Source organism: Streptomyces sp. NPDC046379 (assembly GCF_055587785.1).
On the sequence record NZ_JBVJFP010000009.1, the window covers coordinates 106,558 to 133,282 of the forward strand.

Annotated in this window: 21 protein-coding genes, 1 tRNA gene and 1 pseudogene; 11 read left to right on the forward strand and 12 right to left on the reverse strand. The window is 73.7% G+C overall.

Features of this window, described 5'->3' with window-relative positions; translation table 11 throughout:
- Positions 1-4 precede the first annotated feature (4 nt).
- Complete coding sequence (locus tag ACZ6KF_RS17535) at positions 5-427, reverse strand: YchJ family protein (protein WP_469239137.1); 423 nt, start codon at positions 425-427, stop codon at positions 5-7.
- A gap of 383 nt (positions 428-810) precedes the next feature.
- Between ACZ6KF_RS17535 and ACZ6KF_RS17540 the strand changes: the two are divergent.
- Positions 811-1,250: pseudogene (locus tag ACZ6KF_RS17540) on the forward strand (peptidoglycan-binding protein); the annotation flags it as partial.
- 6 nt (positions 1,251-1,256) lie between these two features.
- Here ACZ6KF_RS17540 and ACZ6KF_RS17545 read toward each other — a convergent pair.
- The 3 genes from ACZ6KF_RS17545 to ACZ6KF_RS17555 all read right to left on the reverse strand — a co-directional run bounded on the left by ACZ6KF_RS17545 (position 1,257) and on the right by ACZ6KF_RS17555 (position 6,886).
- Positions 1,257-2,636, reverse strand: a complete 1,380-nt coding sequence (locus ACZ6KF_RS17545; protein ID WP_469239139.1) for a M1 family metallopeptidase — start codon at positions 2,634-2,636, stop codon at positions 1,257-1,259.
- Positions 2,637-2,707: 71 nt separating this feature from the next.
- Complete coding sequence (locus ACZ6KF_RS17550; protein ID WP_469239141.1) at positions 2,708-6,601, reverse strand: Pls/PosA family non-ribosomal peptide synthetase; 3,894 nt, start codon at positions 6,599-6,601, stop codon at positions 2,708-2,710.
- 197 nt (positions 6,602-6,798) lie between these two features.
- Positions 6,799-6,886, reverse strand: a tRNA-Leu gene (locus ACZ6KF_RS17555).
- A gap of 197 nt (positions 6,887-7,083) precedes the next feature.
- Between ACZ6KF_RS17555 and ACZ6KF_RS17560 the strand changes: the two genes are divergently transcribed.
- From ACZ6KF_RS17560 to ACZ6KF_RS17570, 3 genes are all read left to right on the forward strand, one after another.
- Positions 7,084-8,409 carry a M20/M25/M40 family metallo-hydrolase gene (locus ACZ6KF_RS17560; RefSeq protein ID WP_356626952.1) on the forward strand — a complete coding sequence of 442 codons (1,326 nt, stop codon included), beginning with the start codon at positions 7,084-7,086 and terminating at the stop codon, positions 8,407-8,409.
- Positions 8,410-8,540: 131 nt separating this feature from the next.
- Positions 8,541-8,774 (forward strand): chaplin ChpH, encoded by a 234-nt coding sequence (gene chpH, locus ACZ6KF_RS17565; protein WP_356626953.1) that lies wholly within the window; start codon positions 8,541-8,543, stop codon positions 8,772-8,774.
- A gap of 131 nt (positions 8,775-8,905) precedes the next feature.
- Positions 8,906-9,685, forward strand: coding sequence for a chaplin (locus ACZ6KF_RS17570; protein WP_469239143.1), 780 nt, complete (start codon positions 8,906-8,908; stop codon positions 9,683-9,685).
- A 94-nt stretch (positions 9,686-9,779) separates the two neighbouring features.
- Here the strand turns inward: ACZ6KF_RS17570 and ACZ6KF_RS17575 are convergent, their stop codons facing one another.
- A complete protein-coding gene (locus ACZ6KF_RS17575) occupies positions 9,780-9,968 on the reverse strand; it encodes a DUF5703 family protein (RefSeq protein WP_356626955.1) in 189 nt (62 codons plus the stop codon).
- Between the two features lie 47 nt (positions 9,969-10,015).
- Between ACZ6KF_RS17575 and ACZ6KF_RS17580 the strand changes: the two genes are divergently transcribed.
- A complete protein-coding gene (locus ACZ6KF_RS17580) occupies positions 10,016-10,723 on the forward strand; it encodes a hypothetical protein (protein WP_356626956.1) in 708 nt (235 codons plus the stop codon).
- Between the two features lie 313 nt (positions 10,724-11,036).
- Here ACZ6KF_RS17580 and ACZ6KF_RS17585 read toward each other — a convergent pair whose 3' ends face one another.
- Together ACZ6KF_RS17585 and ACZ6KF_RS17590 are read right to left on the reverse strand one after the other, a co-directional pair.
- Positions 11,037-13,301: a helix-hairpin-helix domain-containing protein gene (locus tag ACZ6KF_RS17585; RefSeq protein WP_469239145.1), complete on the reverse strand. Its 2,265-nt coding sequence runs from the start codon at positions 13,299-13,301 to the stop codon at positions 11,037-11,039.
- Complete coding sequence (locus ACZ6KF_RS17590) at positions 13,298-14,281, reverse strand: aldo/keto reductase (RefSeq protein WP_356626958.1); 984 nt, start codon at positions 14,279-14,281, stop codon at positions 13,298-13,300. Before ACZ6KF_RS17590 ends, ACZ6KF_RS17585 begins: the two co-directional genes overlap by 4 nt.
- A gap of 148 nt (positions 14,282-14,429) precedes the next feature.
- Between ACZ6KF_RS17590 and ACZ6KF_RS17595 the strand changes: the two genes are divergently transcribed.
- On the forward strand, positions 14,430-15,485 hold the full coding sequence (locus ACZ6KF_RS17595; protein ID WP_356626959.1) for an LLM class F420-dependent oxidoreductase: 1,056 nt from the start codon (positions 14,430-14,432) through the stop codon (positions 15,483-15,485).
- Positions 15,486-15,743: 258 nt separating this feature from the next.
- Positions 15,744-16,532, forward strand: coding sequence for a ferritin-like domain-containing protein (locus ACZ6KF_RS17600; RefSeq protein WP_356626960.1), 789 nt, complete (start codon positions 15,744-15,746; stop codon positions 16,530-16,532).
- A gap of 18 nt (positions 16,533-16,550) precedes the next feature.
- Here ACZ6KF_RS17600 and corA read toward each other — a convergent pair whose 3' ends face one another.
- On the reverse strand, positions 16,551-17,543 hold the full coding sequence (gene corA, locus ACZ6KF_RS17605; protein WP_356626961.1) for a magnesium/cobalt transporter CorA: 993 nt from the start codon (positions 17,541-17,543) through the stop codon (positions 16,551-16,553).
- 62 nt (positions 17,544-17,605) lie between these two features.
- On the opposite strand from corA, the gene ACZ6KF_RS17610 reads away from it, so the two are divergent.
- The 4 genes from ACZ6KF_RS17610 (at position 17,606) to mshC (ending at position 21,115) form a co-directional block, all read left to right on the forward strand.
- Positions 17,606-18,292 (forward strand): histidine phosphatase family protein, encoded by a 687-nt coding sequence (locus tag ACZ6KF_RS17610; protein ID WP_356626962.1) that lies wholly within the window; start codon positions 17,606-17,608, stop codon positions 18,290-18,292.
- Between the two features lie 86 nt (positions 18,293-18,378).
- On the forward strand, positions 18,379-18,969 hold the full coding sequence (locus tag ACZ6KF_RS17615) for a DUF3090 domain-containing protein (protein WP_356626963.1): 591 nt from the start codon (positions 18,379-18,381) through the stop codon (positions 18,967-18,969).
- Entirely contained in the window at positions 18,933-19,757 is an 825-nt protein-coding gene (locus tag ACZ6KF_RS17620) for an SCO1664 family protein (protein WP_469239148.1), read from the forward strand. Before ACZ6KF_RS17615 ends, ACZ6KF_RS17620 begins: the two co-directional genes overlap by 37 nt.
- Positions 19,758-19,885: 128 nt before the next feature.
- Positions 19,886-21,115 carry a cysteine--1-D-myo-inosityl 2-amino-2-deoxy-alpha-D-glucopyranoside ligase gene (gene mshC, locus ACZ6KF_RS17625; protein WP_356626965.1) on the forward strand — a complete coding sequence of 410 codons (1,230 nt, stop codon included), beginning with the start codon at positions 19,886-19,888 and terminating at the stop codon, positions 21,113-21,115.
- An 88-nt stretch (positions 21,116-21,203) separates the two neighbouring features.
- On the opposite strand, the gene ACZ6KF_RS17630 is transcribed toward mshC, so the two are convergent.
- The 4 genes from ACZ6KF_RS17630 to ACZ6KF_RS17645 form a co-directional block, all read right to left on the reverse strand.
- Positions 21,204-22,187 carry a PAC2 family protein gene (locus ACZ6KF_RS17630; protein WP_356626966.1) on the reverse strand — a complete coding sequence of 328 codons (984 nt, stop codon included), beginning with the start codon at positions 22,185-22,187 and terminating at the stop codon, positions 21,204-21,206.
- A gap of 291 nt (positions 22,188-22,478) precedes the next feature.
- Positions 22,479-24,095 (reverse strand): glycerol-3-phosphate dehydrogenase/oxidase, encoded by a 1,617-nt coding sequence (locus ACZ6KF_RS17635; RefSeq protein ID WP_356626967.1) that lies wholly within the window; start codon positions 24,093-24,095, stop codon positions 22,479-22,481.
- Positions 24,096-24,211: 116 nt separating this feature from the next.
- Positions 24,212-25,750, reverse strand: a complete 1,539-nt coding sequence (gene glpK, locus ACZ6KF_RS17640) for a glycerol kinase GlpK (RefSeq protein ID WP_356626968.1) — start codon at positions 25,748-25,750, stop codon at positions 24,212-24,214.
- 85 nt (positions 25,751-25,835) lie between these two features.
- Positions 25,836-26,630 (reverse strand): MIP/aquaporin family protein, encoded by a 795-nt coding sequence (locus tag ACZ6KF_RS17645; protein WP_356626970.1) that lies wholly within the window; start codon positions 26,628-26,630, stop codon positions 25,836-25,838.
- Positions 26,631-26,725 lie beyond the last annotated feature (95 nt).

A 26,725-nucleotide genomic window follows, 5' to 3' on the forward strand; every position in this document is an offset into this window, starting at 1 on the left:
CCCGTCAGTCGAGGAACTCCCCGTCGACGTAGACCCACGCCCCGTCGACGCGCTCGAACCGGCTGCGCTCGTGCAGCGAGCCGCCGCGGAACGACGCCCGGAAGGTCACCGTCCCGGTGGTGTGGAACGCCGACCCCTCGCTCGTGCCGAGGACCTCCAGGCCGGTCCACCGCATCCCCGGGTCCGGGTCGAGGCGCGCGGGGCGCGTGCGCGGGTGCCAGGTCCGCAGCAGGTAGCTCTCGTCCCGCCGCACGAACGCGCTGTAGCGGGAGCGCATGAGCGCCTCCGCGGTCGGCGCCGTCGCCGCGCCCCGATGGAATCGGCCACAGCACATCGCGTATCCCTCCGCGAGACCGCAGGGGCACGAGGAGTCGTGCGCGGCGGGGGCGGATCGTCGGCTGCCGGAACGTGCGGGGCGTCGGGACATGTGTGCCATTCTGCTGCATCACGGACCGTGGAGGAATCGTGCAACCCCCGGCGTGACACGCGCACATCGTGTGCGGGTCGTGGCGGTCGCCCTCCATCGAACCTCCCCCGGGGCCGGCGCGAAGGCGCCTTGCCGGGGCGGCCGACCGGTCCTCAAGGTGGAGTGAGCACCTGAGCATCAGGAGTCACAAGTGAGCCGCTTGGCCCGGACGGCCGTCCGCCCGGGCAGTGACGGGGGAAACTGATGCGGTGTCACGGACCCGGCGTACGCGTTACGTGCCGTAACCCTTCGTGCACCGATGCCACCACTCCTCCGCCATCTCGGCGCACGCGCAGGCCGCCGCGTTGCGGACGCTCCTCGCCCGGACCGCGTACCCGGGTATCGCCGCCGCGACATGCCGCCACCACGGCTGGTCCGAGCGCTCCGTCATCGGCCACAGGGAGTGGCAGCCCGGCAAGATCGACCCGCGCGGGTTCACCATGGACGGCATGCGCCGCCGCATCGCCGAACGCCTCCGCGACGCACCCCCCGCCACCGGGCCCGCCCCGAAGCCCGAGCCTCAGCCGTCCCGGCCCCGCTACGAGCCCTCCCCGGCAGCGCCTTCTTCCACGCAGGCCAGAAGTCGCCCGTCATCACCGCGATGGGCCGCCGGCTCGTCGCCGAGGGCTGCTCCCGCTACGAGGACGGCCCCGGCCCCGAGTGGACCGAGGCCGACCGCCGCTCCTACGCCGCCTGGCAGCGCAACCTCGGCTACGAGGGCAAGGACGCCGACGGCATCCCCGGAAGGACCAGCTGGGAGGCGCTCAAGGTGCCCAACACCTGAACCGGCCTACGCGGACCCGGCGTTGGTCGGCGGATGCGCCGGCCGCGCCGGAATCCGCGTCTGCTGCTCCGGCAGCGGCGGCAGCGCCGTCCCGTACAGCCACGCGTCGAACAGCCCGTCCAGCGGCTCCGCCGCGTACCGGGCCGCGTGCGCGGTGAACGCCGCCGTGCTCACCGCGCCGCCCCGGTGCAGCCCAGCCCAGCCGCGCAGCATCCGGTAGAACGCCTCGTCGCCCAGCGCGCAGCGCACCGCGTGCACGGCGAGCCCGCCCCGCTGGTAGACCCGGTCGTCGAACATCAGCTTGCGGCCCGGGTCGGCCAGCCGCAGGTCCTGCGGCAGCCCGGCCAGCACCCGGTGCGCGGCGGCGGCCTGCTGCTGCGCCGTCCGCCCGCCGGAGCGCTCCGACCACAGCCACTCGGCGTACTTGGCGAACCCCTCGTTCAGCCAGATGTGCCGCCAGTCGGCGATGGACACGCTGTTGCCGAACCACTGGTGTGCCAGCTCGTGCGCCACCAGCCGCTCCCAGCCGCGCGCCCCGTCCACATGGTTGGACCCGAACAGCGACAGCCCCTGCGCCTCCACGGGCACGTCCAGCTCCTCCTCGGTCACCACCACCGCGTAACCGTCGAAGGGATAGGGCCCGAACAGCTCCTGGAACAGCTCCATCATCGCGGGCTGCCGCGCGAAGTCCCGGGAGAACTCCGGCAGCAGACGCGCCGGGATGTGCCCGTGCTGCGGCACCCCGCCCGGCCCCGGATCGCCGAGCAGCACCGTCTGGTACTTCCCGATCGCCAGGCCCACCAGGTAGCTCGACGTCGGCGCGGACTGCTCGTACACCCAGGTCGTCGTCGACGCCTTGGTCGTCCGGGTCAGCAACCGCCCGCCCGCCACCACCGCGTACGCCGACGGCGTCGTCACCGAGATCTGGTACGACGCCTTGTCGGCCGGCCGGTCGTTGCACGGGTACCACGACGGCGCCCCCACGGGCTGGCTCGCCACCAGAGCCCCGTCCGCCAGCTCCTCCCAGCCGAGTCCGCCCCAGGGGCTGGACACCGGCCTCGGGTTGCCCGACCAGTGCACCTCCACGGTGAACGCCGCCCCCGCCCGCAGCGCCTTCGCCGGCCGAACCCGCAGTCTGCCGCCCCGGTGCGTGTAGTGCGCCGCCCGCCCGTCGACCTTGACCCGGCCGACCCGGAACTGCGCCAGGTTCAGCTGGAACTCGGCGAGCGGGGCCGGGCCGGCGATGGCGTTGATCCGCGCCGTCCCGGACAGCCGGTTGGGGCCCGGACGGTAGTCGAGCACCAGCTCGTAGCGGTGCACCCGGTACCGGGAGTCGCCATGGGCCGGGAAGTACGGGTCCGGACCCGCCGCCTGCTGAACCGCCACTGCCGCGTCCGCTCCCTGCCCTGTGCTCGTACGACGTTCCCCGTCCCCGCCCCCGAGCGCGGCGGGAGCCGCTACCGGCGCCATGACTCGATCGGGTTGCCCAGCCAGCGGGTGTCGTCAGGGACGGACTCCGCCGCCATCACCAGCGACGCCGGACCCAGCGTGGTACGGGCGCCGACGGTGCTGCCGGGCAGGACGATTCCGCCAGGGCCCAGCGTCGCGCCCTCACGGAGGACCACAGTATCCGTCCGCAAGATCCGGTCGTGGAAGAGGTGGGTCTGCAGCACACAGCCCCGGTTCACCGTCGCCGCGTCCCCGAGCGTCACCAGGTCCGCCTCCGGCAGCCAGTGGCTCTCCACCCAGGCGCCCCGGCCGATCCGCGCCCCGAGCCCGCGCAGCCACGCCGTCAGCACCGGCGTGCCCGTCACCGGCCCGGCCAGCCACGGCACCGCCAGCACCTCCACGAAGGTGTCCGCCAGCTCGTTGCGCCACACGAAGCCGCTCCACAGCGGATGCTCCCCGCTGCGGTGCCGTCCGACCAGCGCCCACTTCGCCGCCACCGACACCCCGGCCGCCACCGCGCCCGCCGCGAGCAGCACCACCCCGCCCAGCGGCCACGCCCAGCCGCCCAGCGCCGCGAGCGCCGCCACCGTCAGCACCGCGATCCCCGCCGAGCAGAACACCGGCACGATCCGGCACACCTCCACCAGCGCCCGCGCCCACAGCAGCCGGGCCGGCGGATCGTACGTCCGGCTCCCGTCCGCGTCGGCCGAGCTGCGGGGCAGCTTCACCGGCGGCAGCCCCAGATACGAGCTGCCCTTCTTCGCCTTCTTCGGCGTCGCCGACAGCACTCCCACCAGGCCCCCGTCCGGCACGCTGCGCCCCGGCGCGGTCATCCCCGAGTTGCCGAGGAACGCCCGCCGCCCGATCTGCGCCCGCCCGACCCGCACCCAGCCGCCGCCCAGCTCGTACGGCGCGGTCAGCGTGTCGTCGGCGAGGAACGCGCCCTCGCCGACCGTCGTCAGGCTCGGCAGCGCCAGCACCGTCGACACCTCCGCGCCCCGCCCGATCCGCATCCCGAGCAGCCGCAGCCACACCGGCGTGACCAGCCCGGCGTACAGCGGGAACAGCATCTCCCGCGAGCGGTCCATCAGCTGCGTCACCGACCAGGCCTGCCAGCCGCCCCGGCTGTGCGTCGGATACGTCCCCTCGCGCAGCCCCAGGCTCAGCAGCCGCACCGCCGCCAGGATCAGCAGCGCGTACGCCGCCCCGAACGCCAGCGTCGCCGGAACCAGCGCGAGCGCCGCACCCCGCAGGGCCCCGCCGATGCCGGCGTCCGGGTCGACGAACAGGCCCGCCACGGCCAGCGCGGCGGCGACCGAGACCACCGGCAGCGCGCTCAGCGCGAACCCGGTCGCCCCGTACGCCGCCCGCCACAGCCCGCCGCGCGGCGGACGCTCCTTGGGCCAGTTCCGCTTGGCCCGGCCCAGCTTCACCGCGGGCGCGCCCGCCCACCGCTGTCCGGTCGGGATCTGCCCGGCCACGGCCGAACCCGGGGCCACCTCGGCCCGCTTGCCCACCCGCGCGCCGGGGAAGAGCACGCTGCGCGTCCCCACCACGGCGTGCGCGCCGACCCGCACCGGGCCGATCTCCAGCATGTCGCCGTCCAGCCAGTGCCCGGCCAGATCGACCTCCGACTCCACGGCCGCGCCCCGGCCCAGCCTGAGCATCCCGGTGACCGGCGGCAGCGAGTGCAGATCCACCTCCGGCCCCACCCTGGCGCCCAGTGCCCGCGCGTAGCGCTGCAGCCACGCCCCGGTCAGCGAGGTCGCCCCGCTGCACTCGGCCAGCCGCTCCGCGGCCCACAGCCGCAGATGCACACTCCCGCCCCGCGGATGACGCCCCGGCCGCACTCCGCGCAGCAGCAGCCGCGCCCCGCCCGCCGCCAGCGCCAGCCGTCCCGGCGGGCTGAAGAACACCACCGCGCCCGCCGCCACCAGCCACCAGGGGGCCGTCGGCAGCCAGGCGTATCCCGGCAGGACGTTCCCGAGCGCTGCCAGCACGACGCTCCAGCGCAGCCCCACCAGCGTGAACAGCGGCAGCAGCACCAGCAGTTGCACGGCCTGCGCCCGGCGCGGCACCGGAGCCACGGTTCGCGCGGCCCCGTCGCCCTGCGCCGACTCCTCCAGGTGCCGGGCCAGCTTCCGCAGCACCGGCTGCTGGTACAGGTCGAGCACCGCCGCGCTGGGATACCGCTCGCGCAGCCGGGTGGTGAGCCGGGCGGCGGCGAGGCTGCCCCCGCCGATCGCGAAGAAGTCGTCGTCGGCGCTCGCCACCGGCACGCCCAGCACCTCGCTCCACTGCTCGGCGAGCCACGCCTCCGTGCCGTACAACTGCTCGACGGGACCGGTACTCTCCACGCTCTCCAGCGGCCACGGCAGCGCGGCCCGGTCCACCTTCCCCGACGTGCGGGTCGGCAGGTCCTCGACCGGCGCGAGCAACGGCACCAGCGCGGCGGGCAGTTCGGAGCGCAGCCGGGCCACGGCCGCCGCGGCGTCCCAGCCGTCCTGCGTCACGACGTAGCCGACCAGCAACTGGTTGCCGCCGCGCGCCGTGCGCACCGCCGCCGCGGCCCCCGCGACACCGGGCAGCGCCTGCAACGCCGCGTCCACCTCGCCCAGTTCGATGCGCCGCCCGCCCAGCTTGATCTGCTCGTCGGCCCGCCCGAGGAACACCAGCCCTTCCGGCTCCGCCCGCACCAGGTCGCCGCTGCGGTACGCCCGCTCCCATCCCAGCGACGTCAGCGGCGCGTACTTCTCCGCGTCCTTCCGCGCGTCGAGATACCGGGCGAGCCCCACCCCACCGATCACCAACTGGCCGCTGCCGCCCATCGGGACCGGCTCCCCGGCCTCGTCCACGACGGCCAGCTCCCAGCCCTTCAGCGGCAGCCCGATCCGCACCGGCTCCGCGCCGCTCATCAGCGACGCGCACGCCACGACGGTCGCCTCGGTCGGCCCGTAGGTGTTCCAGACCTCGCGTCCCTCCGTCACCAGCCGCTGCACCAGCTCGGGCGGGCACGCCTCACCGCCGAAGATCAGCAGCCGTACGTCGTTGAGGGTCTCCGGCTCCCACAGCGCGGCCAGCGTCGGCACCGTGGAGACCACGGTGATCTCCTGCTCCACCAGCCACGGCCCGAGATCGGCGCCGCTCCTGACCTGCGCGCGCGGCACCGGCACCAGGCACGCGCCGTAGCGCCAGGCCAGCCACATCTCCTCGCAGGACGCGTCGAAGGCGACGGACAGGCCCGCCATCACCCGGTCGCCGGGCCCGATCGGCTCCTCGGCGAGGAACAGCGCGGCCTCGGCGTCCACGAACGCGGCGGCGCTGCGATGGCTGACGGCGACGCCCTTCGGCTTCCCGGTGGACCCGGAGGTGAAGATGACCCAGGCGTCGTGCCCGACGCCGGGGCGGGCGGCCGGCGTCCCGGAGCGGCCGTGCACGGTCAGCTCGTGCCCCGCCCCGACGACGGCCCGCACACCGGCCTCGCCGAACACCAACGCGGCCCGCTCGTCCGGGTCCTCGGCGTCGACCGGCACATAGGCGGCGCCCGCGGCGAGGACGGCCAGGATCGCCACGTAGAGGTCGTTGGTCCCGGACGGCACCCGCACTCCGACGCTGTCCCCGAGCCCCACCCCGGCGGCCGCCAGCCGCCCGCGCAGTCCCTCCACGGCGGCGGCGAGGGCGCGGTAGGTCAGCGCGGCGGTCCCGTCGTCCAGGGCCGGCTCGTCCGGGAAGGCGCGCACGGACGCGTCGAAGACGTCGACCAGCGTGCGCGGGGAGGCTGCGGGGCCGCCGGAGAAGAGGGCGGCGCCCGTGGGGGAGCGGTGGTTCTGGTCGTGCTGGTCGATCTGGTCGAACTCGTCGCCGAGCAGGCCGAGAGCACTGCTCTCGTCTATGGCTGCCATCGGGTCCTCGCGTCTCGATCCCGGAAGCCTCCGGGGCGCTGGCGGGCCCGCAGGTGCGCCTGGGGTTGTCCGGATCCAGCTCCGTAACAAGCCGGAAATTTTAGTACGAGGCGGGTCCGCGCCCCGGCCGAAACCGGCGCGGGACGACGAGAGATGCCCCACAATGCAGAAGACCCCTGCTCAGCAGGGGTCTTCACTGGTGTCCGAGGGGGGACTTGAACCCCCACGCCCGATAAAGGGCACTAGCACCTCAAGCTAGCGCGTCTGCCATTCCGCCACCCGGACAAGGTGTGTGTCGTGCAGGGTTTCCCCCGCGGCGACGACGTAAACATTACCAGGCTTTCGACGAGGGCCGATCACACCCCCGGGCGGCCGGTCCGCCCCGTGAACGGCGTGTGACGGCCGGGCCCGGTCTTGGGCGCCCGCCCGCCCGGGAGGGAGGATGAGGGGGAACCACCAGCGGCGACAGCGGGAGGAACAGCGTGAGCCAGACGGACACGGCCGGGAGCGTCACCGGCGAGGACGAGGTCGTGGACCTCTGCCGCGAGCTGATCCGGATCGACACCAGCAACTACGGCGACCACTCCGGGCCGGGCGAGCGCAAGGCGGCCGAGTACGTCGCCGAGAAGCTCGCCGAGGTGGGCCTGGAGCCGACGATCCTGGAGTCCCACCGGGGCCGCGCCTCCACGGTGGCCCGCATCGAGGGCGAGGACCCCTCCCGGCCCGCGCTGCTCATCCACGGCCACCTCGACGTGGTTCCGGCCAACGCGGCCGACTGGACCCACGACCCGTTCTCCGGCGAGATCGCGGACGGCTGCGTGTGGGGCCGGGGCGCCGTCGACATGAAGGACATGGACGCGATGACCCTCGCGGTCGTCCGGGACCGGATGCGCAGCGGCCGCAAGCCGCCCCGCGACGTCGTCCTCGCCTTCCTCGCCGACGAGGAGGCCGGCGGCACCCACGGCGCCCGCTACCTCGTCGACGAGCACCCGGACCTGTTCGAGGGCGTCACCGAGGCGATCGGCGAGGTCGGCGGATTCTCCTTCACCGTCAACGAGAAGCTGCGGCTGTACCTGATCGAGACCGCCCAGAAGGGCATGCACTGGATGCGCCTGACGGTCGAGGGCACCGCCGGGCACGGCTCGATGACCAACACCGACAACGCCATCACCGAACTGTGCGAGGCCGTCGGGCGGCTGGGCCGGCACACCTGGCCGGTGCGGGTCACCAAGACCGTGCGGTCCTTCCTGGACGAGCTGTCCGACGCCCTCGGCACCGAACTCGACCCCGAGAACATGGACGAGACGCTCGCCAAGCTCGGCGGCATCGCCAAGATGATCGGCCCCACCCTGCGCAACTCGGCCGCGCCGACCATGCTCGGCGCCGGCTACAAGGTCAACGTCATCCCGGGCCAGGCCACCGCGCACGTCGACGGGCGCTTCCTGCCCGGCTACGAGGAGGAGTTCCTCGCCGACCTCGACCGGATCCTCGGCCCCCGTGTGAAGCGGGAGGACGTGCACGGCGACAAGGCCCTGGAGACCGACTTCGACGGCAAGCTGGTCGACGCCATGCAGAGCGCGCTCGGCGCCGAGGACCCGATCGCCCGCGCGGTGCCCTACATGCTCTCCGGCGGCACCGACGCCAAGTCCTTCGACGACCTCGGCATCCGCTGCTTCGGCTTCGCGCCGCTGCGGCTGCCGCCGGAGCTGGACTTCGCGGGGATGTTCCACGGGGTGGACGAGCGGGTGCCGGTGGACGGGCTGAAGTTCGGCGTGCGGGTGCTCGACCGGTTCCTCGACGCCTCCTGACAATTCGCGCGCGTGTGCCGGTCCTTACCGGGACGGGTGAATGCGCTCATCAGGTCGTAGCCCTATTCATTCCTCCTCGTTACTGCTGGTGCGATCAGCTACTTGGATCGCATTGCCAACTAGGAGGAATAATGATCAAGAAGATCGTCGCCGCCGCGGCTGCCACCGGTGGCCTGGTCCTCGCGGGCGCGGGCCTCGCCGTCGCCGACTCCGGCGCGCAGGGCGCCGCCGTGCACTCCCCGGGCGTCGTGTCGGGCAACGTTGTCCAGGTCCCGGTCCACGTGCCCGTGAACGTCTGCGGCAACACGGTCTCCGTGATCGGCGTGCTGAACCCCGCCTTCGGCAACACCTGCGTCAACAGGTGACGTTCCGCCCACGGTTTTTCTGAGGGTCCGAGTTCCGTCGGCCCCGGAGTGCGCGCCATGCGCTCCGGGGCCGACCGGTCTTCTCACCTCGTCACGCGAGCGCACACAGATCGAAGGGGGAATGGGGAATCATGGGAAAGGTCACCCGAAAGGGACTGCTGACCATGGCGGCGGCGACCGGAGTGATCGCCGCCATGGGGGGCCAGGCGTACGCCCACACCGGCTCCGAGGCCGACGGCACGGCCGCCGGTTCGCCCGGCGTGCTGTCCGGCAACGTCGTCCAGGCGCCGGTGCACGTGCCGGTCAACGTCTGCGGCAACACCGTCAACGTCATCGGCCTGCTCAATCCGGCCGCCGGCAACGCCTGCGCCAACCAGGGCGGAGGCGGTGCCGGGGGTGCCCAGGCGGAGGGCACGGCCGAGGGGTCGCCGGGCGTCGGCTCCGGCAATCTGATCCAGGCGCCGGTCCATGTGCCGGTCAACGTCTGCGGCAACACCGTGGACGTGGTGGGCGCCGGCAACCCGGCGGCGGGCAACGACTGCGGCAACGGCGGCCCGGGCGGCGGCGACACCGAGCCGCCGCCGGGACAGCCGGGAGAACCGGGAAAGCCGGGTGAGCCCGAGGAACCGGGGGAGCCCGGCGATCCGGGGCAGCCGGGGGAGCCCGGCGAACCCGGTGAGCCGGAGCAGCCGAACGAGCCGGACAACCCGGGCAATCCGGGTCGGCCCGGCGAAACGGGCGGCGGGGAAGGCCCCGACGCGGGCGTCAACCGGCCCGGGCCCCAGTCCGGGGGCGGCGGTGAACTCGCCGAGACGGGAAGCGGCCTGCCCATGGGCGCGGCCATGTCACTGAGCGCGGGCGCGCTGTTCGCGGGCGCGATCCTCTACCGCAGGGCGCGCACGTCCGCGTAGCACGGCGCCGCGGCGAAGCGGAACGGAACGGGCCGGGCCCCGCCACGGCGGGACCCGGCCCGTTCCGGCGTCCTCCGTTCCGGCACCGTCCCGATCACCAGGTGGCGCGAACCTGGCGGATGATCCGCCGCCGCAGCCGCACCCTGCGGCTGCCGTCGCGCAACAGGCTCAGACGGTGCAACTCCCAGTGTCCGTACTCCGCGTGGTCGGTCAGCAGACGTGCCGCCTCCTTGCGGGAGACCCCGCGCGGCACGTACACGTCGACAAATTCGTATTCCGGCATCGCATCTATTGTGCGGGCACCGGCCCGGTACGGATAGCGTCTGCACTATGTCTGATGCTGCGCAGTCCACCGCTGCCGAGGTACGCGCCGCCGCCGAGGCGGTCAAGACCGCGCTCGACCGCCACCTGGCCGCGGTCGAACGCCGGTCGGGGGAGGACGACCCGGCCGTCTACGAGGCGTTCAACGAGCTGGCCGCGGCCGCGGAGGCGTACGACGAGCTGCTCTACGACCGCTACGACGAGGTCACCCCCTTCGAGATCCCCGGCGCGGAGGACTCGTTGCCCCCGTACGCGGGTCCCGCGGAACCGAACGCCCTCAGTGTGCTGATCCGCCGCGACTACGCGGTGGCGGAACCGCAGCGGCTGATGGCGCAGGCCCAGCGGATCGAGGCGGCCGACGACGACGGCCGGGGCGCGGAGTTCGCGGGCTCGGTCCACGGTGCGCTCGGCATCCTGTTCGGGGAGTTCGAACCGGACGAGATCGCCTCCCGGCACAAGGAGTTCGGCCTGGAGGAGGGCGACTCCACGCTGTGGGTGACGGCCGCCGACGAGCCGGCCGAGCCGGGCGAGTGGCTGGAGGCGCCGTTCGACGGCGTGGACCCGCAGGAGGTGGTCTGCCGCTTCGACGTCAGCGCGGTCTTCGACGACGACGCCGAGGACGACATCGACATCGACGACGCCGACGACGACGAGGACATCGAGGTCGTGGTGCTGGACGAGGACGAGGAGCTGGAGCCGCTCGACGCGGACCGGTGACACAGCCTCGCCCTGCACGGCGGCGGCCGCACCGGAAGGTGCCCGGGACGGCGGCGGACACCCGGGAAGCGATGCTTCCCGATGGCCGCCGCCGTTTTCGTCGGTCTCGACCGCCCGGTTCGGCCCGGTCCCGTTCGACCCAGCCCGGTTCCGCGCGGTCCGATTCCGCGCGGTCCGATTCCGCGCGGTCCGATTCGGACGGACCGGCCTGGCCCGGCCGGTGCGGCACGGCTCGGCCCGGACCAGCTTGGCTCGGCCGGCCCGGCCCGGTCCGGTCCGGTTCAGCTTGGCCCGGCCGGGACACGGGCCGGGATCAGCCGGTCGTCGGCAACTGCGCCGCCAGCAGCTCCGGCAGCCGGGTCGTGCGGGGCTTGGGCCCGACCTCGGCGACCGCCCGCGGCAGCGCCTGGTCCACCCCGTGGACGACGGACAGATGCCGCTCCGCCCGCCCGAACGCGGTGTAGACCCACGGCCGGCTGAGGGCCTGCGCGGCGTCGCCCGGCAGCACGACCACCGCGGCCGGCCAGCGGGCCCCCACGGCCTGGTGCGCGGTCAGCGCCCACCCGTGGCGCACGGACCGCTCCACGCGCTCCTTGGGCACGACGACGGCCTCCCCCAAGCAGGACAGGTGCAGCCCGTCGGCGTCCGCCGTGACGACCCGGCCCGGCAGCGTGCGTCCGGGCGCGGGGGAGTAGGCGATCCGGTCTCCCGGGTCGAAGCCCCCGAAGCGGCCGGGGCCGGGGTTGAGCCGCTCCTTCAGGGCCGCGTTCAGCGCGCGGGTGCCGGCCGCGCCGCCGTGGCCCGGCGTGAGGACGACGGTCTCCTCGGCGGGCACGCCCAGCGCCCGGGGCACCGAGTCGGCGACGAGCTGCACGGTGCGGTGCACGGCTTCGCCGGCGTCCCGCACCGGCACGATCACGACCTCCTTGCCGGGCGCCTCGACCTGGAGCAGCTCGCCGACGCCGATGCCGGACACCAGCTCGCCCAGCGGACCGGGGTCCGGCCGCCGGGAGGCCACCTGCGGGCAGCCGCGCACGGCGAGCAGGTCGGCGAAGACGCGGCCGGGCCCGACCGACCACAGCACGCCCGGATCGCCGCTGAGCACCAGCCGCGCGCCGTCCGGCAGCGACTCCGTGAGCAGCGCGGCCGTCTCCACGTCGAGCTGGGGCGCGTCCAGGACGACGAGCAGGTCCAGGTCCAGCGCTCCCTCGGGGTCCCGCCCGGGGCCCTCGGCCCCGGAGAGCAGCCCGGCGACCGTCGCGACGGACTGGGCCGGGGCGGCGAGCCGCGCCCGGCCCACGGGGCTGTGGACGGCGGCCCAGGCCCGCAGCCCCGGACCGCGTGCGGCGGCGAGCAGCTCCGCCGCCTCCGCGCGGGCGGCCTCGCCACCGGTGTGCAGCACGAGTCCGTGCCCGGCGACGGCGCGGATCAGATCGGCGGCGGACCCCCGCGCCCCTGCGGCGGCCCGCTCCCACTCGTCGGCCGGACGACCCTCCTTCGGCACGGAGTTGATCAGCCGGGCCAGCCCGTCGGCGAGGCTCTCCTCGGCGAGCGCGTACCGCTCGAGCCCTGCGAGAACCCGTACGGGCGCCGGGTCCTCCGCCTTCTCCTCGTCCTCCGCCTGCTCCTCCACACCGTCCTGGAAGGCCAGGACGTCACCCTCCGCCAAGGCGCCCTGCACGGCGCCGTCCGGATCGGGGACGCCCCGTCGGGACAGGGCGGCGTGCAGGGCCGGAAGCTCCAGGGCGGTGTGCCCGGCGAGCGCCGCCTGCTCCAGCAGCCAGCCGGTCACCGCCCGGCCCCGCCGCTCGTCGTCCGGTCCGCACTCGGCGCCCAGCAGCGCCCGGGCGAACCCGTCGGCCTGCTCGGGGCGCACCCCGGCGACGCGCAGCAGCTGCCAGGGGTCGGCACGCAGCCGCTCGGCCGCGCCGTCCCCGAGCACGGCGGCGGTGTCCGCGGCCAGGGCCTCGGGCGCCCCGCCCTCGGCCAGCACCCGCCGTACGGCCTCCACGGCGTCCGGCGCGGGCCCGGCGGGGGCGGGCGCGGGCTGCTGGGGACGCCGTACGGGCGCGGGGGCCGGCCGGCGCGGCGGGGGCTCCTCGAAGACGGTGGCGGGCGGCTTCTCCCCGCTCTCCACGGCCCGGACGGCCGCGAGCAGGTCGGCGGCCTTCCCGCTCAGCTTGGCCCCGGCCTCGATCCGGGCCTTCTCGGCCTTCCGCCGCTCGATCCGCTCCCGCTCGACGCGCTGAGCGGCCAGCTCGGCCTCGGCCTCGGACAGCGCCCCGGGCGCACCCTCCGCGGCACCGCCCGGCTCGGCGCCCCCCGCACCTTCCGCCCCGCCGGGCTCGGCTTCGCTCCCGGACGCGCCGTCGTCCTCCGTGGCGCCGCCCTCCCCGTCCTCCGGCCCGCTGCCCTGGGCCGCCGCCCCGGGAGTCCCGCCGTCCTCCTCGCCGGCGCCGCGGGGCGCGCCGCCCGTCACCGTGCCTGCCGCACCCCCGGGCCCCGCCCCGCCGCCCTCCGCCGCGGTGCCCGGCGTCGTGCTCTCCGCGGCCTCGGTGGTGTTCGGCTCCGTGCTCACAGCGTGCTCCAGTCGTGATCGGGGTAGTGGTGCACCGGCGCGGACACGTCGTCCAGCGCCCGGCAGATCTCGTCGGGCAGACTAAGCGCCTCCACTGACAACGCCGCCGTGAGCTGCTGCGCGTTGCGCGCGCCGACGATCGGGGCGGTCACGCCGGGGCGGTCGCGAACCCAGGCGAGGGCCACCTGGAGCGGGGTCACCGCGAGGCCGTCCGCCGCCGTGGTCACCGCCTCCACGATCCGGTCGGCCGTGTCGTCAAGATACGGCTCGACGAACGGCGCCAGATGCTCCGAGGCGCCGCGCGAGTCCGGCGGCGTCGTGTTGCGGTACTTGCCCGTCAGCACGCCCCGCCCGAGCGGCGAGGACGGCAGCAGCCCGATCCCGAGGTCGATCGCGGCCGGCAGCACCTCCCGCTCCACGCCGCGCTGGAGCAGCGAGTACTCCATCTGCGTGCACGCCAGCCGCGTGCGCGTCCCCGGCGCCGCGAGCTGCCAGGTCCCGGCCTTGGCGAGCTGCCAGCCGCAGAAGTTGGAGACGCCCGCGTACCGCGCCCGGCCGCTGCTCACCGCCAGGTCCAGCGCCTGCAGCGTCTCCTCCAGCGGGGTGTCCGGGTCGTAGGCGTGGATGTGCCACACGTCGACGTAGTCCGTGCCGAGCCGGGCCAGCGAGGCGTCCAGCGCCGACAGCAGATGCCCGCGCGAGCCGTCGAAACGCCGGTCCGGGTCGGGCACGCTGCCGGCCTTGGTGGAGATCACCAGGTCCCGCCGCGGCACCAGCCCGTCGACGAGCCGCCCGAGCAGGTACTCGGCCTCCCCGTCCCCGTACACGTCGGCCGTGTCGACGAGGCTCCCGCCCGCTTCCCAGAACGTCTTCAACAGGTCCGCGGCGTCGTGCTCGTCGGTGTCCCGGCCCCAGGTCAGGGTGCCGAGTCCGATCCGGGACACGCGCAGGCCGGTACGGCCGAGATGCCTCTGCTCCATGACCGCCGAGATTACTGGCCGGAACTCGTGCCGTGGGATGCCTGTGGACAACGGATGCGCGCAGCGCCCGCACGCGCCCCGCCGGGCGCGCCCCCACACGCTAGGGTCGAGGCCACAAGGGACGTTACTGATCAGTAAGGGGAAGGTCATGCAGCTCGGGATCAACCTCGGCTACTGGGGCGCCGGAATGGACGGGGACAACCTCGCCGTCGCCCAGGAGGCCGACCGCCTCGGCTACGCCGTCTGCTGGGCGGCCGAGGCCTACGGCTCCGACGCCGCCACCGTGCTCAGCTGGGTCGCGGCCCGCACCGAGCGGATCGACGTGGGCTCGGCCATCTTCCAGATCCCCGCCCGACAGCCCGCGATGACCGCGATGACGGCCGCGACCCTCGACTCCCTCTCCGGCGGCCGCTTCCGCCTCGGCCTCGGCGTCTCCGGCCCGCAGGTCTCCGAGGGCTGGTACGGCGTCAGGTTCGACAAGCCGCTGGCCCGCACCCGCGAGTACGTGGAGATCGTCCGCCGGGCGATGACCCGCGAACGCCTCTCCTACCAGGGCGAGCACTGGACCCTCCCGCTGCCCGACGGCCCCGGCAAGCCCCTGAAGCTGACCGTCCACCCGCAGCGCGAGCACATCCCGCTCTACATCGCCGCGATCGGCCCGAAGAACCTGGAGCAGACCGGCGAGATCGCCGACGGCGCCCTGCTGATCTTTCCCTCCGCCGAGCACCTGGAGGAGACGGCCGTCCAGCACCTGCGCGCCGGCCGGGAGAAGGCCGGCAAGACCCTGGACGGCTTCGACGTCTGCCCGACCCTGCCGCTCGCGGTGGGCGACGACAAGGACGTCCCGGCCCTCGCCGACACCTTCCGCCCGTACACCGCCCTCTACGTCGGCGGCATGGGCAGCCGCAAGCAGAACTTCTACAACCGGCTCGCCCGCCGCATGGGCTACGAGCAGGCCGCCGAGGAGATCCAGGACAAGTACCTCTCCGGCGACAAGCAGGGCGCCGCGGCGGCCGTGCCGCACGAGCTGATCGACCGGACCACGCTGCTCGGCTCGGTGGACCGCATCGCGGACCGGATGAAGGCGTACGCGGCGGCGGGGGTCACCACCCTGACGCTGGCCCCCGCGGGCTTCACGCTGGAGGAGCGCCTGACCGCCCTGCGCGCGGGCACCGAGGCCCTGGAGCGCGCCGGACTGGCGTGACACGCAAGGGGGGCGGGCCGGAAACCGCGGCCCGCTCGCGTGCGTGAGGCGGCCGCGTGGCCGTGGCGGGGGCTCGGGGGCGTCCCCGCCACGGCCGTCACGGGAACAACGCGCCGGCCCGCGCGCGGTCACGCCCCCGAGCCGACCGGCGTGTCCTTCTTTCGGCGGAGTTGTCCGACAGAACGGTTGCCACCCCCGCACGGGCCCCTTTGACTCGTTCTTCGCGGACTTCGCGGATCCCGCAGAGAGGGGCCCCAGATGCTTTCGGCCAAAAGCCTGTTCCAGGAGATCCTCGAGCACGACGAGTCCTTCCGCCTCTTCTGCTCCATCGCCGCGAGCGGCGAGACCCAGGGCGGCTGGGAGAACGCCCGCATCGCCGCGCTCGTCCCCGAGAGCGAGCGCGCCCTCGCCCCCAGGATCACCCGCCACGGCGCCGACGAGGACAAGCACGGCCGGATCTTCAACGCCCTGCTGAGGAAGCGCGGCCTCGACCCCGCCCCCGTACCTCCCGAGACCGACTACACGATGCTCCTGGAACGCCACGGCATCGGCCTCGCCCACGCCCGGCTCCGGCGCGACGAGCCGCTCACCGTCCAGGACATCGTCACCTACCTCGCCCACAGCCGCGTCACCGAGCAGCGCGCCTCCGAGCAGATGCGGCTGCTGCGCAAGCACTTCTCCGGCCACCCCGACATCGGCCGCGCGGTCCGCATGATCTCCGACGACGAGGACAGCCACCTCGCCTACTGCCACGAGGAACTGCTCCGCCTCGCGCGCGCCGGCCACGACCGGGCCATCCGGCGGACGCTGCGCGAGTGCGCCCGCGCCGAGATCCGGGTCTACCGGGACGTCAGCCTCGCCGTCATGGCCCACATGGGCCGTATCCTCGGCTGGTCCGGGCCCAAGGCCGCCGTCCTCGCCCTCGGCATCCACGCCGTGTACGCGTACGAGCGGCTCGGCGGCCTGCGCCGCATGGTGTCGCTGCGGATGCCCGACCGCCGCGACGCCCTCGGCGGACCCGCCGCTCCCGCCGCCGAGTTCGCCTGAGCCCGGCCGCGCCCGCCCTCACAGCCAGCCCCGCTGCTTGAACAGCCGGTACAGCAGCACCTCCAGGGCGGCCATCAGGGCGATCACCGCCGGATACGCCCACACCCAGCGCAGCTCCGGCATGTGCTCGAAGTTCATGCCGTAGACCCCGGCGATCATCGTGGGGACCGCGGCCATGGCCGCCCACGCGGAGATCTTCCGCATGTCGTCGTTCTGCCGGACGCTCATCTGCGCCAGATGCGCGGACAGGATGTCCGACACCAGCCGGTCCAGGCCCTCCACCGACTCGTTCACCCGCGTCAGATGGTCGCCGACGTCCCGGAAGAACGGCCGCGCCCGCTCGTCGACGAACGGCACCGAGCCGAACGCCCCATTGCCCGCCAGCCGTGTCATCGGCGGCGCCAGCGGCCCGGTCGCCCGGCGGAACTCCAGGATCTGCCGCTTGAAGTTGTAGATCCGCGACGCCGTGTGGCGCGAGCCGCCGTCGTCCGGCGAGAAGACCTCCGCCTCCAGCTCCTCCAGGTCGGTCTGGAGCTCCGCGGACACCTCCAGGTAGTGGTCCACCGCCGCGTCGGCGATCGCGTACAGCACCGACGTCGGACCCTTGCCGAGCAGCTCCGGCTCCCGCTCCAGCCGCCGCCGCACGGCCGCCAGCGGCGCGCCCTCGCCGTGCCGGACCGTCACCACGAAGCCGTCCCCGAGGAAGACCATCACCTCTCCGGTGGACACGGCGTCGCTCTCCGGCTCGTACACCACCGGCTTCAGCACCAGGAACAGCGAGTCGTCGTAGACCTCCAGCTTCGGCCGCTGGTGCGCCTTCAGGGCGTCCTCGACGGCCAGCGGGTGCAGCCCGAACTCCTCGGTGACATGGGCGAACTCCTTCTCACCGGGCTCGTGCAGCCCGATCCACACGAACCCGCCCGCCGTCCGGGCGTCGGCCAGGGCGTCGGACAGATCCTCGGGCCCCTCGGCCCGCCGTCCGTCCCGGTAGATGGCGCAGTCCACGATCACTCGGCGGTCTCTCCCGTCCTCGGCACGCCGGTGCACCCCGGCGTGCGCCTACGCTGGTCGGCATGCCCACGCTGATCCTCGTCCGGCACGGACGTTCCACCGCCAACACCGAAGGCGTACTCGCCGGCCGGACGCCCGGCGTCGCCCTCGACGAGCGCGGCGCCGAGCAGGCCGCCGCACTGCCCGGCCGGCTCGCCGAGCTGCCTCTCGCCGAGGTCGTCACCAGCCCGCTCCAGCGCTGCCGCGAGACCGTCCGCCCGCTCCTGGACGCCCGCCCCGGCCTCACCGCGCACACCGAGGAGCGGATCAGCGAGTGCGACTACGGCGACTGGTCCGGCCGCAAGCTCGCCGAGCTGAAGGACGAACCGCTGATGGAGATCGTGCAGGCCCACCCCTCGGCCGCGGCGTTCCCCGGCGGGGAGTCCCTGCGCACGATGCAGACCCGCGCCGCCGAAGCGGTGCGGGAGTGGAACGCGCGCGTGGAGCGCGACCACGGCCCCGACGCCGTGTACCTCATGTGCTCCCACGGGGACATCATCAAGTCCCTCGTCGCCGAAGCCCTCGGACTGCATCTCGACCTCTTCCAGCGGATCGCTGTGGAACCGTGTTCCATCACGGCGATCCGTTACACCCGTCTGCGGCCCTTCGTCGTGCGCCTCGGCGACACCGGGGACTTCGCCTCCCTGGTGCCGCGCCAGGAACCGCCGGCCCAGGACGCACCGGTCGGGGGCGGTGCGGGCGCACCGTGATCGTCGCCCGCAGTAGGGTGAAGCGGTCGCAGTAGCGCCGCACTCGCCCGCAGTCGAAGTCGACCCACGATCAATGGAGACAGGACGTGTCCCGTCAGGTGTTCCTCTACGACCCCCCGGACCGCTTCGTGGCCGGCACGGTCGGGCTGCCCGGACGCCGTACGTTCTTCCTCCAGGCCTCAGCCGGCTCCCGGGTGACCAGCGTGGCCCTGGAGAAGACCCAGGTCGCCGCGCTCGCCGAACGCATGGACGAACTGCTGGACGAGGTGGTGCGGCGCAGCGGCGGCAGCGCGGCGGTGCCGGCCGTCGCCCCCGCCGAGATCACCGACACCGCCCCCCTGGACACCCCCGTCGAGGAGGAGTTCCGGGTCGGCACCATGGCCCTCGCCTGGGACGGCGAGGAAGAGCGCATGATCGTCGAGGCGCAGGCCCTGGTGGAGCTGGACGCCGACACCGACGAGGACCTCGCCGAGGCGGAGGAAAGACTCCTCCAGGACGAGGAGAACGGACCCCCGATGCTGCGGGTCCGGCTCACCGGCGCCCAGGCCCGCGCGTTCGCCAAGCGCGCCCTCGACGTCGTCAACGCCGGCCGGCCGCCGTGCCCGCTGTGCAGCCTGCCGCTCGACCCGGAAGGACACGTATGTCCGCGCCAGAACGGATACCGCCGCGGAGCGTGACGGCCGCCGACGCCGCGCTGCTCGCCGTCGGCGAGCTGACCGTGCGCGGACGCATCCGTGACGCCTCCAACGCCGCCCTGTACTGCACCGTCGCGCACGAGGGCCGGGAGGCGGCCTGCGTGTACAAGCCGGTCGCCGGGGAGCGCCCGCTGTGGGACTTCCCCGACGGCACCCTCGCCCGGCGCGAGGTGGCCGCGTACGAGGTCTCCGAGGCGACCGGCTGGGGCCTGGTCCCGCCGACCGTGCTGCGCGACGGGCCCTACGGCGAGGGCATGTGCCAGCTGTGGATCGAGGCCGTGCCCGGGGACGAGCTGCTCGCCCTGGTGGACGCGGAGGAGCCCGGGCCCGGCTGGAAGGCCGTCGGCCTCGCCGAGGTGGGCGAGGGCCGGACCGCGCTGCTGGTGCACGCCGACGACCCGCGGCTGCGCCGGCTCGCCGTCCTCGACGCCGTGATCAACAACGCCGACCGCAAGGGCGGCCATCTGCTGCCCGCCGCGGACGGACGGCTCTACGGCATCGACCACGGCGTCACCTTCAACACCGAGAACAAGCTGCGCACCCTGCTGTGGGGCTGGGCCGGGGAGCCGCTGCCGGACGAGGCCGTCGACGTGCTCAAGCGGCTGCGCGAGGACCTCGCGCCGGGCGGCGCCCTCGCCGGACGCCTCGCCGGTCTGATCACCGGGGCGGAGCTGGACGCCACGCGCGCGAGGATCGACGCCCTCCTCGCCACCGGCGTGCATCCCGAGCCCGGCGGGGAATGGCCGGCCATTCCCTGGCCACCCGTATAGCCCCGGCCGGGCTCCCGGGCCGCGGAGGCCCGGAAGGCATACCGGCCGCGGAAACACAAGAGCGCCTTCCCGGCCGAACCGCCCGATCCGGTTCGTATACGGGACTCCGGTCCGGTTAGGCTCGAGTCATGCATGCCTGGCCCGCTTCCGAGGTCCCCGCCCTGCCTGGTCAGGGCCGCGACCTGAGGATCCACGACACCGCGACCGGCGGCCTCGTCACCCTCGACCCCGGTCCCGTCGCCCGTATCTACGTCTGCGGCATCACCCCCTACGACGCGACGCACATCGGTCACGCGGCGACCTACAACGCGTTCGACCTCGTGCAGCGCGTGTGGCTCGACAACCAGCGCCAGGTCCACTACGTCCAGAACGTCACCGACGTCGACGATCCGCTGCTGGAGCGGGCGCAGCGCGACGACATCGACTGGGCGGCCCTGGCGGAGCAGGAAACCGCCCTGTTCCGCGAGGACATGACGGCCCTGCGGATGCTGCCCCCGAAGCACTACATCGGCGCCGTCGAGGCGATACCCGGCATCGTTCCGCTGGTGGAACGACTGCGCGACATGGGCGCCGCCTACGAGCTGGACGGCGACGTCTACTTCTCCGTCGAGACCGACCCGAACTTCGGCAGGGTCTCCGGCCTCGACGCCGCCGCCATGCGGATGCTGTCCGCCGAGCGCGGCGGCGACCCCGACCGCCCGGGCAAGAAGAACCCCGTCGACCCGATGCTGTGGATGGCCGCCCGCGAGGGCGAACCCAGCTGGGACGGCGGCTCCCTCGGCCGCGGCCGGCCCGGCTGGCACATCGAGTGCGTCGCCATCGCCCTCGACCACCTCGGCATGGGCTTCGACGTCCAGGGCGGCGGCTCCGACCTCGCCTTCCCGCACCACGAGATGGGCGCCTCCCACGCCCAGGTGCTGACCGGCGACTTCCCGATGGCGAAGGCCTACGTCCACGCCGGCATGGTCGCCCTGCACGGCGAGAAGATGTCCAAGTCCAAGGGAAATCTGGTCTTCGTCTCCCGGCTGCGCCGCGACGGCGTCGACCCGGCCGCCATCCGGCTGGCGCTGCTCGCCCACCACTACCGGGCCGACTGGGAGTGGACCGACCAGGTGCTGCAGGACGCCGTGGCCCGGCTCGGCCGCTGGCGCGCCGCGGTCTCCCGGCCCGACGGACCGCCCGCCGAGGCGCTCGTCGAGCAGATCCGCGACGCCCTCGCCGAGGACCTCGACGCGCCGGCCGCGCTGGCCGCCGTCGACCGCTGGGTCGCCCTCCAGGAGCAGAGCGGCGGCGCCGACGCGGGCGCGCCCGGGATCGTCTCCCGCGCGGTGGACGCGCTGCTGGGCGTCGCGCTGTAACGGCCGCCGCCACGACGCGAGAAGGGCGCCCCGTCGCGGACGGGGCGCCCTTCTCGTTCAGCCGGTCGACCGTGTGCGGGTCCGGCGGTCATTCCTCGGTCGGCTCGTCGTCCTCCGCGTCCGGCTTCGGCGGCTTCGGCGGGCGAGTGCGGCCGCCGGGGCTGTCCCGCAGATACGACGTCGTACCGTCCCCGCCGTCCGCCGTGGCGTGCCCGCCGGGCGCGGTGCCGCCGCCGTCCCGGCGCCGCAGGTACCGCTCGAACTCGCGGGCGATCGCCTCGCCCGACGCCTCCGGCAGCTCCGCGGTGTCCCGGGCCTCCTCCAGCGTCTGGACGTACTCCGCGACCTCGCTGTCCTCGGCGGCCAGCTGGTCGACGCCCACCTGCCAGGCGCGAGCGTCCTCGGGCAGCTCGCCCAGCGGGATCCGCACGTCGATCAGGTCCTCCAGGCGGTTGAGCAGGGCCAGCGTCGCCTTCGGGTTGGGCGGCTGCGACACGTAGTGCGGCACCGCCGCCCACAGCGACACGGCCGGCACTCCCGCGTGCGTGCACGCCTCCTGGAGGACGCCGACGATGCCCGTCGGACCCTCGTACTTGGTCTCCTCCAGGCCCATCCGCCGCGCCAGGTCCGGATCGGACGTGGTCCCGCTGATCGGCACCGGACGGGTGTGCGGGGTGTCCCCGAGCAGCGCGCCCAGGATCACCACCAGCTCCACGCCCAGCTCGTGCGCGAAACCGAGCAGCTCGTTGCAGAACGAGCGCCAGCGCATGGACGGTTCGATGCCGCGGACCAGCACCAGGTCGCGCGGCTTGTCGCCGCCGACCCGGACCACCGAGAGCCGTGTCGTCGGCCAGGTGATCTTGCGGACTCCGGCGTCCATCCACACGGTGGGCCGGTTGACCTGGAAGTCGTAGTAGTCCTCGGCGTCCAGCGCCGCGAAGACCTCGCCCTTCCACTCCCTCTCGAGATGCGCGACCGCGGTGGAGGCGGCGTCGCCGGCATCGTTCCAGCCCTCGAACGCGGCCACCATGACCGGGTCGATCAGCTCGGGAACCCCCTCGAGCTCGATCACCCAGTGCCTCCTTCCGACGTGCTCTCGCTTGACGACCCAACCTTACGGCGTTCGGAGGGGGCGCCCGCAGCCCCCTGGACGGGGGAGTGCACGGATCACTGCCCAGCTCACCCGAGTTGAACACCCGTTCCCGGGACGTGCGGAAGGGGCGGCTCCATCCATGGGAACCCACCGGAATCCATGGGAATCCAAGGGAAACCGTGGGAATCCGCGGGGAGCCGCCCCTTGCCGCCGTGCCGTGCCGTGCCGTGCCGTGCCGTGCCGTGCCGTGCCGGGCCCGGTCCTTGCGGACTACTTCGCGTCGAGCACGGACTGCACCTTCGCGCGGACCTCGTCCGTGGCCAGGCCGCGGATCGTCAGCGTGGTGCGGCGGCGCAGTACGTCGTCGGCCGTCTCGGCCCACTCGTGGTCGCGGGCCCACACCACCTGGGCCCAGATCTCCGGGGCGTCCGGGTGGACGCGCTCGGCGAGGGCGGGGTCGCCGTTCGCCAGGCGGGCGATGTCGAAGGCGAGGGAGCCGTAGTGGGTGGCCAGGTGGCGGGCGGTGTCGGCGGCCATGCGCGGGCCGGGCGCCGGGCCGTCGACCAGCAGCCGGTGGGCGACCGCGCGCGGGTTGGCGATGCCGGGCAGCGGCAGCTTCTTCGGCAGCGAGGCGACCGGCTCGAAGTCCTCGCCGAGCGGATGGCCCGGCAGCGATTCCAGCTTCCTCATGACGGTCCGTCCGATGTGCCGGAACGTCGTCCACTTGCCGCCGGCGACCGACAGCATCCCGCCCCGGCCCTCGGTGACGACCGTCTCCCGCCTGGCCTTGGCGGTGTCGCCGGGACCGCCCGGCAGCACCCGCAGACCCGCGAAGGCGTACGTGATCAGGTCCCGTTCGAGCTGCTGGTCGCGGATGGAGAAGGCGGCCTCGTCGAGGATCTGGGCTATGTCCCGGTCGTTGACGGCGACGTCGGCCGGGTCGCCCTCGTACGGCTCGTCGGTGGTGCCGAGCAGCAGCATGTCCTCCCAGGGGAGGGCGAAGGTGATGCGGTACTTGTCGATCGGGGTGGCGAGCGCGGCCTTCCACGGGGAGGTGCGCTTGAGCACCAGGTGCGCGCCCTTCGACAGCCGGATCGACGGCGCGGCCTTCGGGTCCTCCATCCGGCGCAGGTGGTCGACCCAGGGGCCGGTGGCGTTGAGCACCAGCCGGGCGTCGACGCCGAACTCCTCGCCCGACAGCCGGTCGCGCAGCTCGGCGCCGGTGACCCGGCCCCGGGTGAAGCGCAGACCGGTGACCTCCGCGTGGTTGAGGACGACGGCGCCCGCCTCGACGGCCGCGCGGACCGTCATCAGAGCCATCCGCGCGTCGTTCATCTGGTCGTCGCCGTACACGGCCACGGCCTTGAGGTTCTCGGTGCGCAGCTCGGGCACGTCCGCCTGTGCCCTGGCGGGGGACAGGAGGTGGCCGACGCCGTCGCCGAAGGCGGACAGCGCGGAGTAGGCGAAGACGCCCGCGCCGAGCTTGGCCGCGCCGTGCGGGCCGCCCTTGTAGACCGGCAGGTAGAAGGTGAGCGGGTTGGCGAGGTGGGGGGCCACCTGGCGGGAGACCGCGCGGCGCTCGAAGTGGTTCTCCGCCACCAGCCTGACCGCGCCGGTCTGGAGGTAGCGCAGCCCTCCGTGAAGCAGCTTGGAGGAGGCGGAGGAGGTGGCGCCGGCGAAGTCGCCGGCGTCGACCAGCGCCACCCTGAGACCGGACTGCGCGGCGTGCCAGGCGGTGGAGATGCCCAGGATGCCGCCGCCGATCACAAGAAGGTCGTAGGACGCCTTGTCGAGCCGCTCCCGGGTCTCGGCGCGGCTCGGTCCCGTGCCGTGGGCCGGGCGGGTGCCCGGCGCGGGCACGGACTGCAGGGTGGACTGGCTGGTCATGGTGGGTGGTTGCTCCTCGTCAGCTCTCTTGAGCCAGGGGCCGGGGACGGCCCGCGCGTGCCGGGGGAGGCCGGGGAGAGCCCCGTGGGCGACGCGCGGGCCGGGTCCGGGTCCCGTCAGCTCTCGTCCTCGAGCCAGCCCATGGTCCGTTCGACGGCCTTGAGCCAGTTCTTGTACTCACGGGCGCGGGTGTCCGCGTCCATGCGGGGGGTCCACTCGGCGGCCCGCCGCCAGTTGGCGCGCAGGTCGTCGGTGCTGTTCCAGAAACCGACGGCCAGGCCGGCGGCGTAGGCGGCGCCGAGGCAGGTGGTCTCGGCGACCATCGGGCGCACCACGGGGGCGTCCACGAAGTCGGCGAGGGTCTGCATCAGCAGGTTGTTGGAGGTCATGCCGCCGTCGACCTTCAGGGCGGCCAGCTCCACGCCGGAGTCCTTGGTCATGGCGTCGGCGATCTCCCGCGTCTGCCAGGCGGTGGCCTCCAGCACCGCGCGGGCCAGGTGCGCCTTGGTGACGTACCGGGTGAGGCCGGCGATCACCCCGCGGGCGTCGGAGCGCCAGTACGGGGCGAACAGTCCGGAGAAGGCCGGCACGAAGTAGGCGCCGCCGTTGTCCTCGACGGACAGCGCGAGCGTCTCGATCTCGGCGGCGGTGGAGATCAGGCCCATCTGGTCGCGCATCCACTGCACCAGCGAACCGGTGACGGCGATCGAGCCCTCCAGGGCGTAGACCGTGTCCTGGTCGCCGATCTTGTAGCCGACGGTGGTCAGCAGGCCGCTGTAGGAGTTGATGATCTTGTCGCCGGTGTTCATCACCATGAAGGTGCCGGTGCCGTACGTCGACTTGGTCTCGCCCTCGGAGAAACAGGTCTGGCCGAACAGGGCCGCCTGCTGGTCGCCGAGCGCGGAGGCCACCGGGATGCCGCCGAGCAGCTCGCCGAGGCGGCCGCCCCTGATCTCGCCGTACACCTCGGCCGAGGAGCGGATCTCGGGGAGGATGCGCGTCGGCACGCCGATGGACTCGGCGATCCTCTCGTCCCACTCCATGGTGTGGAGGTTCATCAGCAGGGTGCGGGAGGCGTTGGTGACGTCGGTGACGTGCCGGCCGCCGTCGACGCCGCCGGTGAGGTTCCAGATGACCCAGGTGTCCATGGTGCCGAAGAGGATGTCGCCCGCCTCGGCGCGCTCCTTGAGGCCCTCGACGTTGTCGAGCAGCCAGCGGGCCTTGGGGCCGGCGAAGTAGGAGGCGAGCGGCAGGCCGGTCTCGCGGCGGAAGCGGTCCTGGCCGACGTTGCGGCCCAGTTCCTTGCACAGGGCGTCGGTGCGGGTGTCCTGCCAGACGATGGCGTTGTGGACCGGCTCGCCGGTGGTGCGGTCCCACAGCACGGTGGTCTCGCGCTGGTTGGTGATGCCGATGGCCTTGATGTCGTCGCGGGTGATGCCCGCCTTGGCGACGGCGCCGGCGACGACCTCCTGGACGTTGGTCCAGATCTCGGTGGCGTCGTGCTCGACCCAGCCCGGCTTCGGGAAGATCTGCTCGTGCTCCTTCTGGTCGACGGCGACGATGCGCCCGTCGCGGTCGAAGACGATGCAGCGGCTGGAGGTGGTGCCCTGGTCGATGGCGGCGATGAACGGGCCGGCGGTGTGGGCGTCGGTCACGGTGTGCTCCTGATTCACAGGTACGGACTGGGGATGACGTGCGCTGGCTGCTGCGGCGGTCCTGACGGACTGTCTAGGCGAATCCCTAGGCGAAGGCCAGCCTGTAGATGCCTGCCGCGAGCGCGCCGCCGATCAGCGGTCCGGCGACCGGGATCCAGGCGTAGCTCCAGTCCGAACCGCCCTTGTTGGGCAGCGGGAGCAGCGCGTGCACGATGCGCGGGCCCAGGTCGCGTGCCGGGTTGATGGCGTAGCCGGTGGGGCCGCCCAGGGAGAGGCCGATGCCCACCACGACCAGCGAGGTGATCAGCGCGCCGAGGATGCCCAGGCCGTTGCCGTCGTCGTTGAGGCCCTGCGTGAGGACGGCGAGCACCAGCACGACCGTGCCGATGATCTCGGTGGCGAGGTTCTGCGCCACGTTCCGGATCTCGGGGCCGGTGGAGAAGATGCCCAGAACCGGGCCCGCGCCCTTCTCCCGGGCCTCCACGGCCTTCGCGTCGGTGTCCTCGGCGCCCGGTCCGCCGACGATCTCCCGGTCGGTGAGGTGGGCGTGGAACTGGCCGTAGTACGCGACCCAGACCAGGGCGGCGCCGATCATGGCGCCGAGCAGCTGTCCGGCGAAGTAGGCCGGGACGTCGCCCCAGGCGTTGTCCTTGACCGCGATGCCGACGGTGACCGCCGGGTTCAGGTGGGCGCCGGAGAGCGGCGCCGAGGTGTAGACCGCCGTGAGCACGGCGAAACCCCACCCGAAGGTGATGGCGAGCCAGCCGGCGTTGCGGGCTTTGGAGGCCTTCAGCGTGACGGCGGCGCAGACGCCGCCGCCGAGCAGGATGAGCATGGCGGTACCGATGGTCTCGCCGATGAAGATGTCGGAGCTGGACACCCGCGACTCCTTTGTCCTTCGTCCAGGGGAAGAGCGATGCCGGCCCTTGGCGTTGTCACACTCTAGCGCGTATTGCCGGTAGGTGTTCGACAATG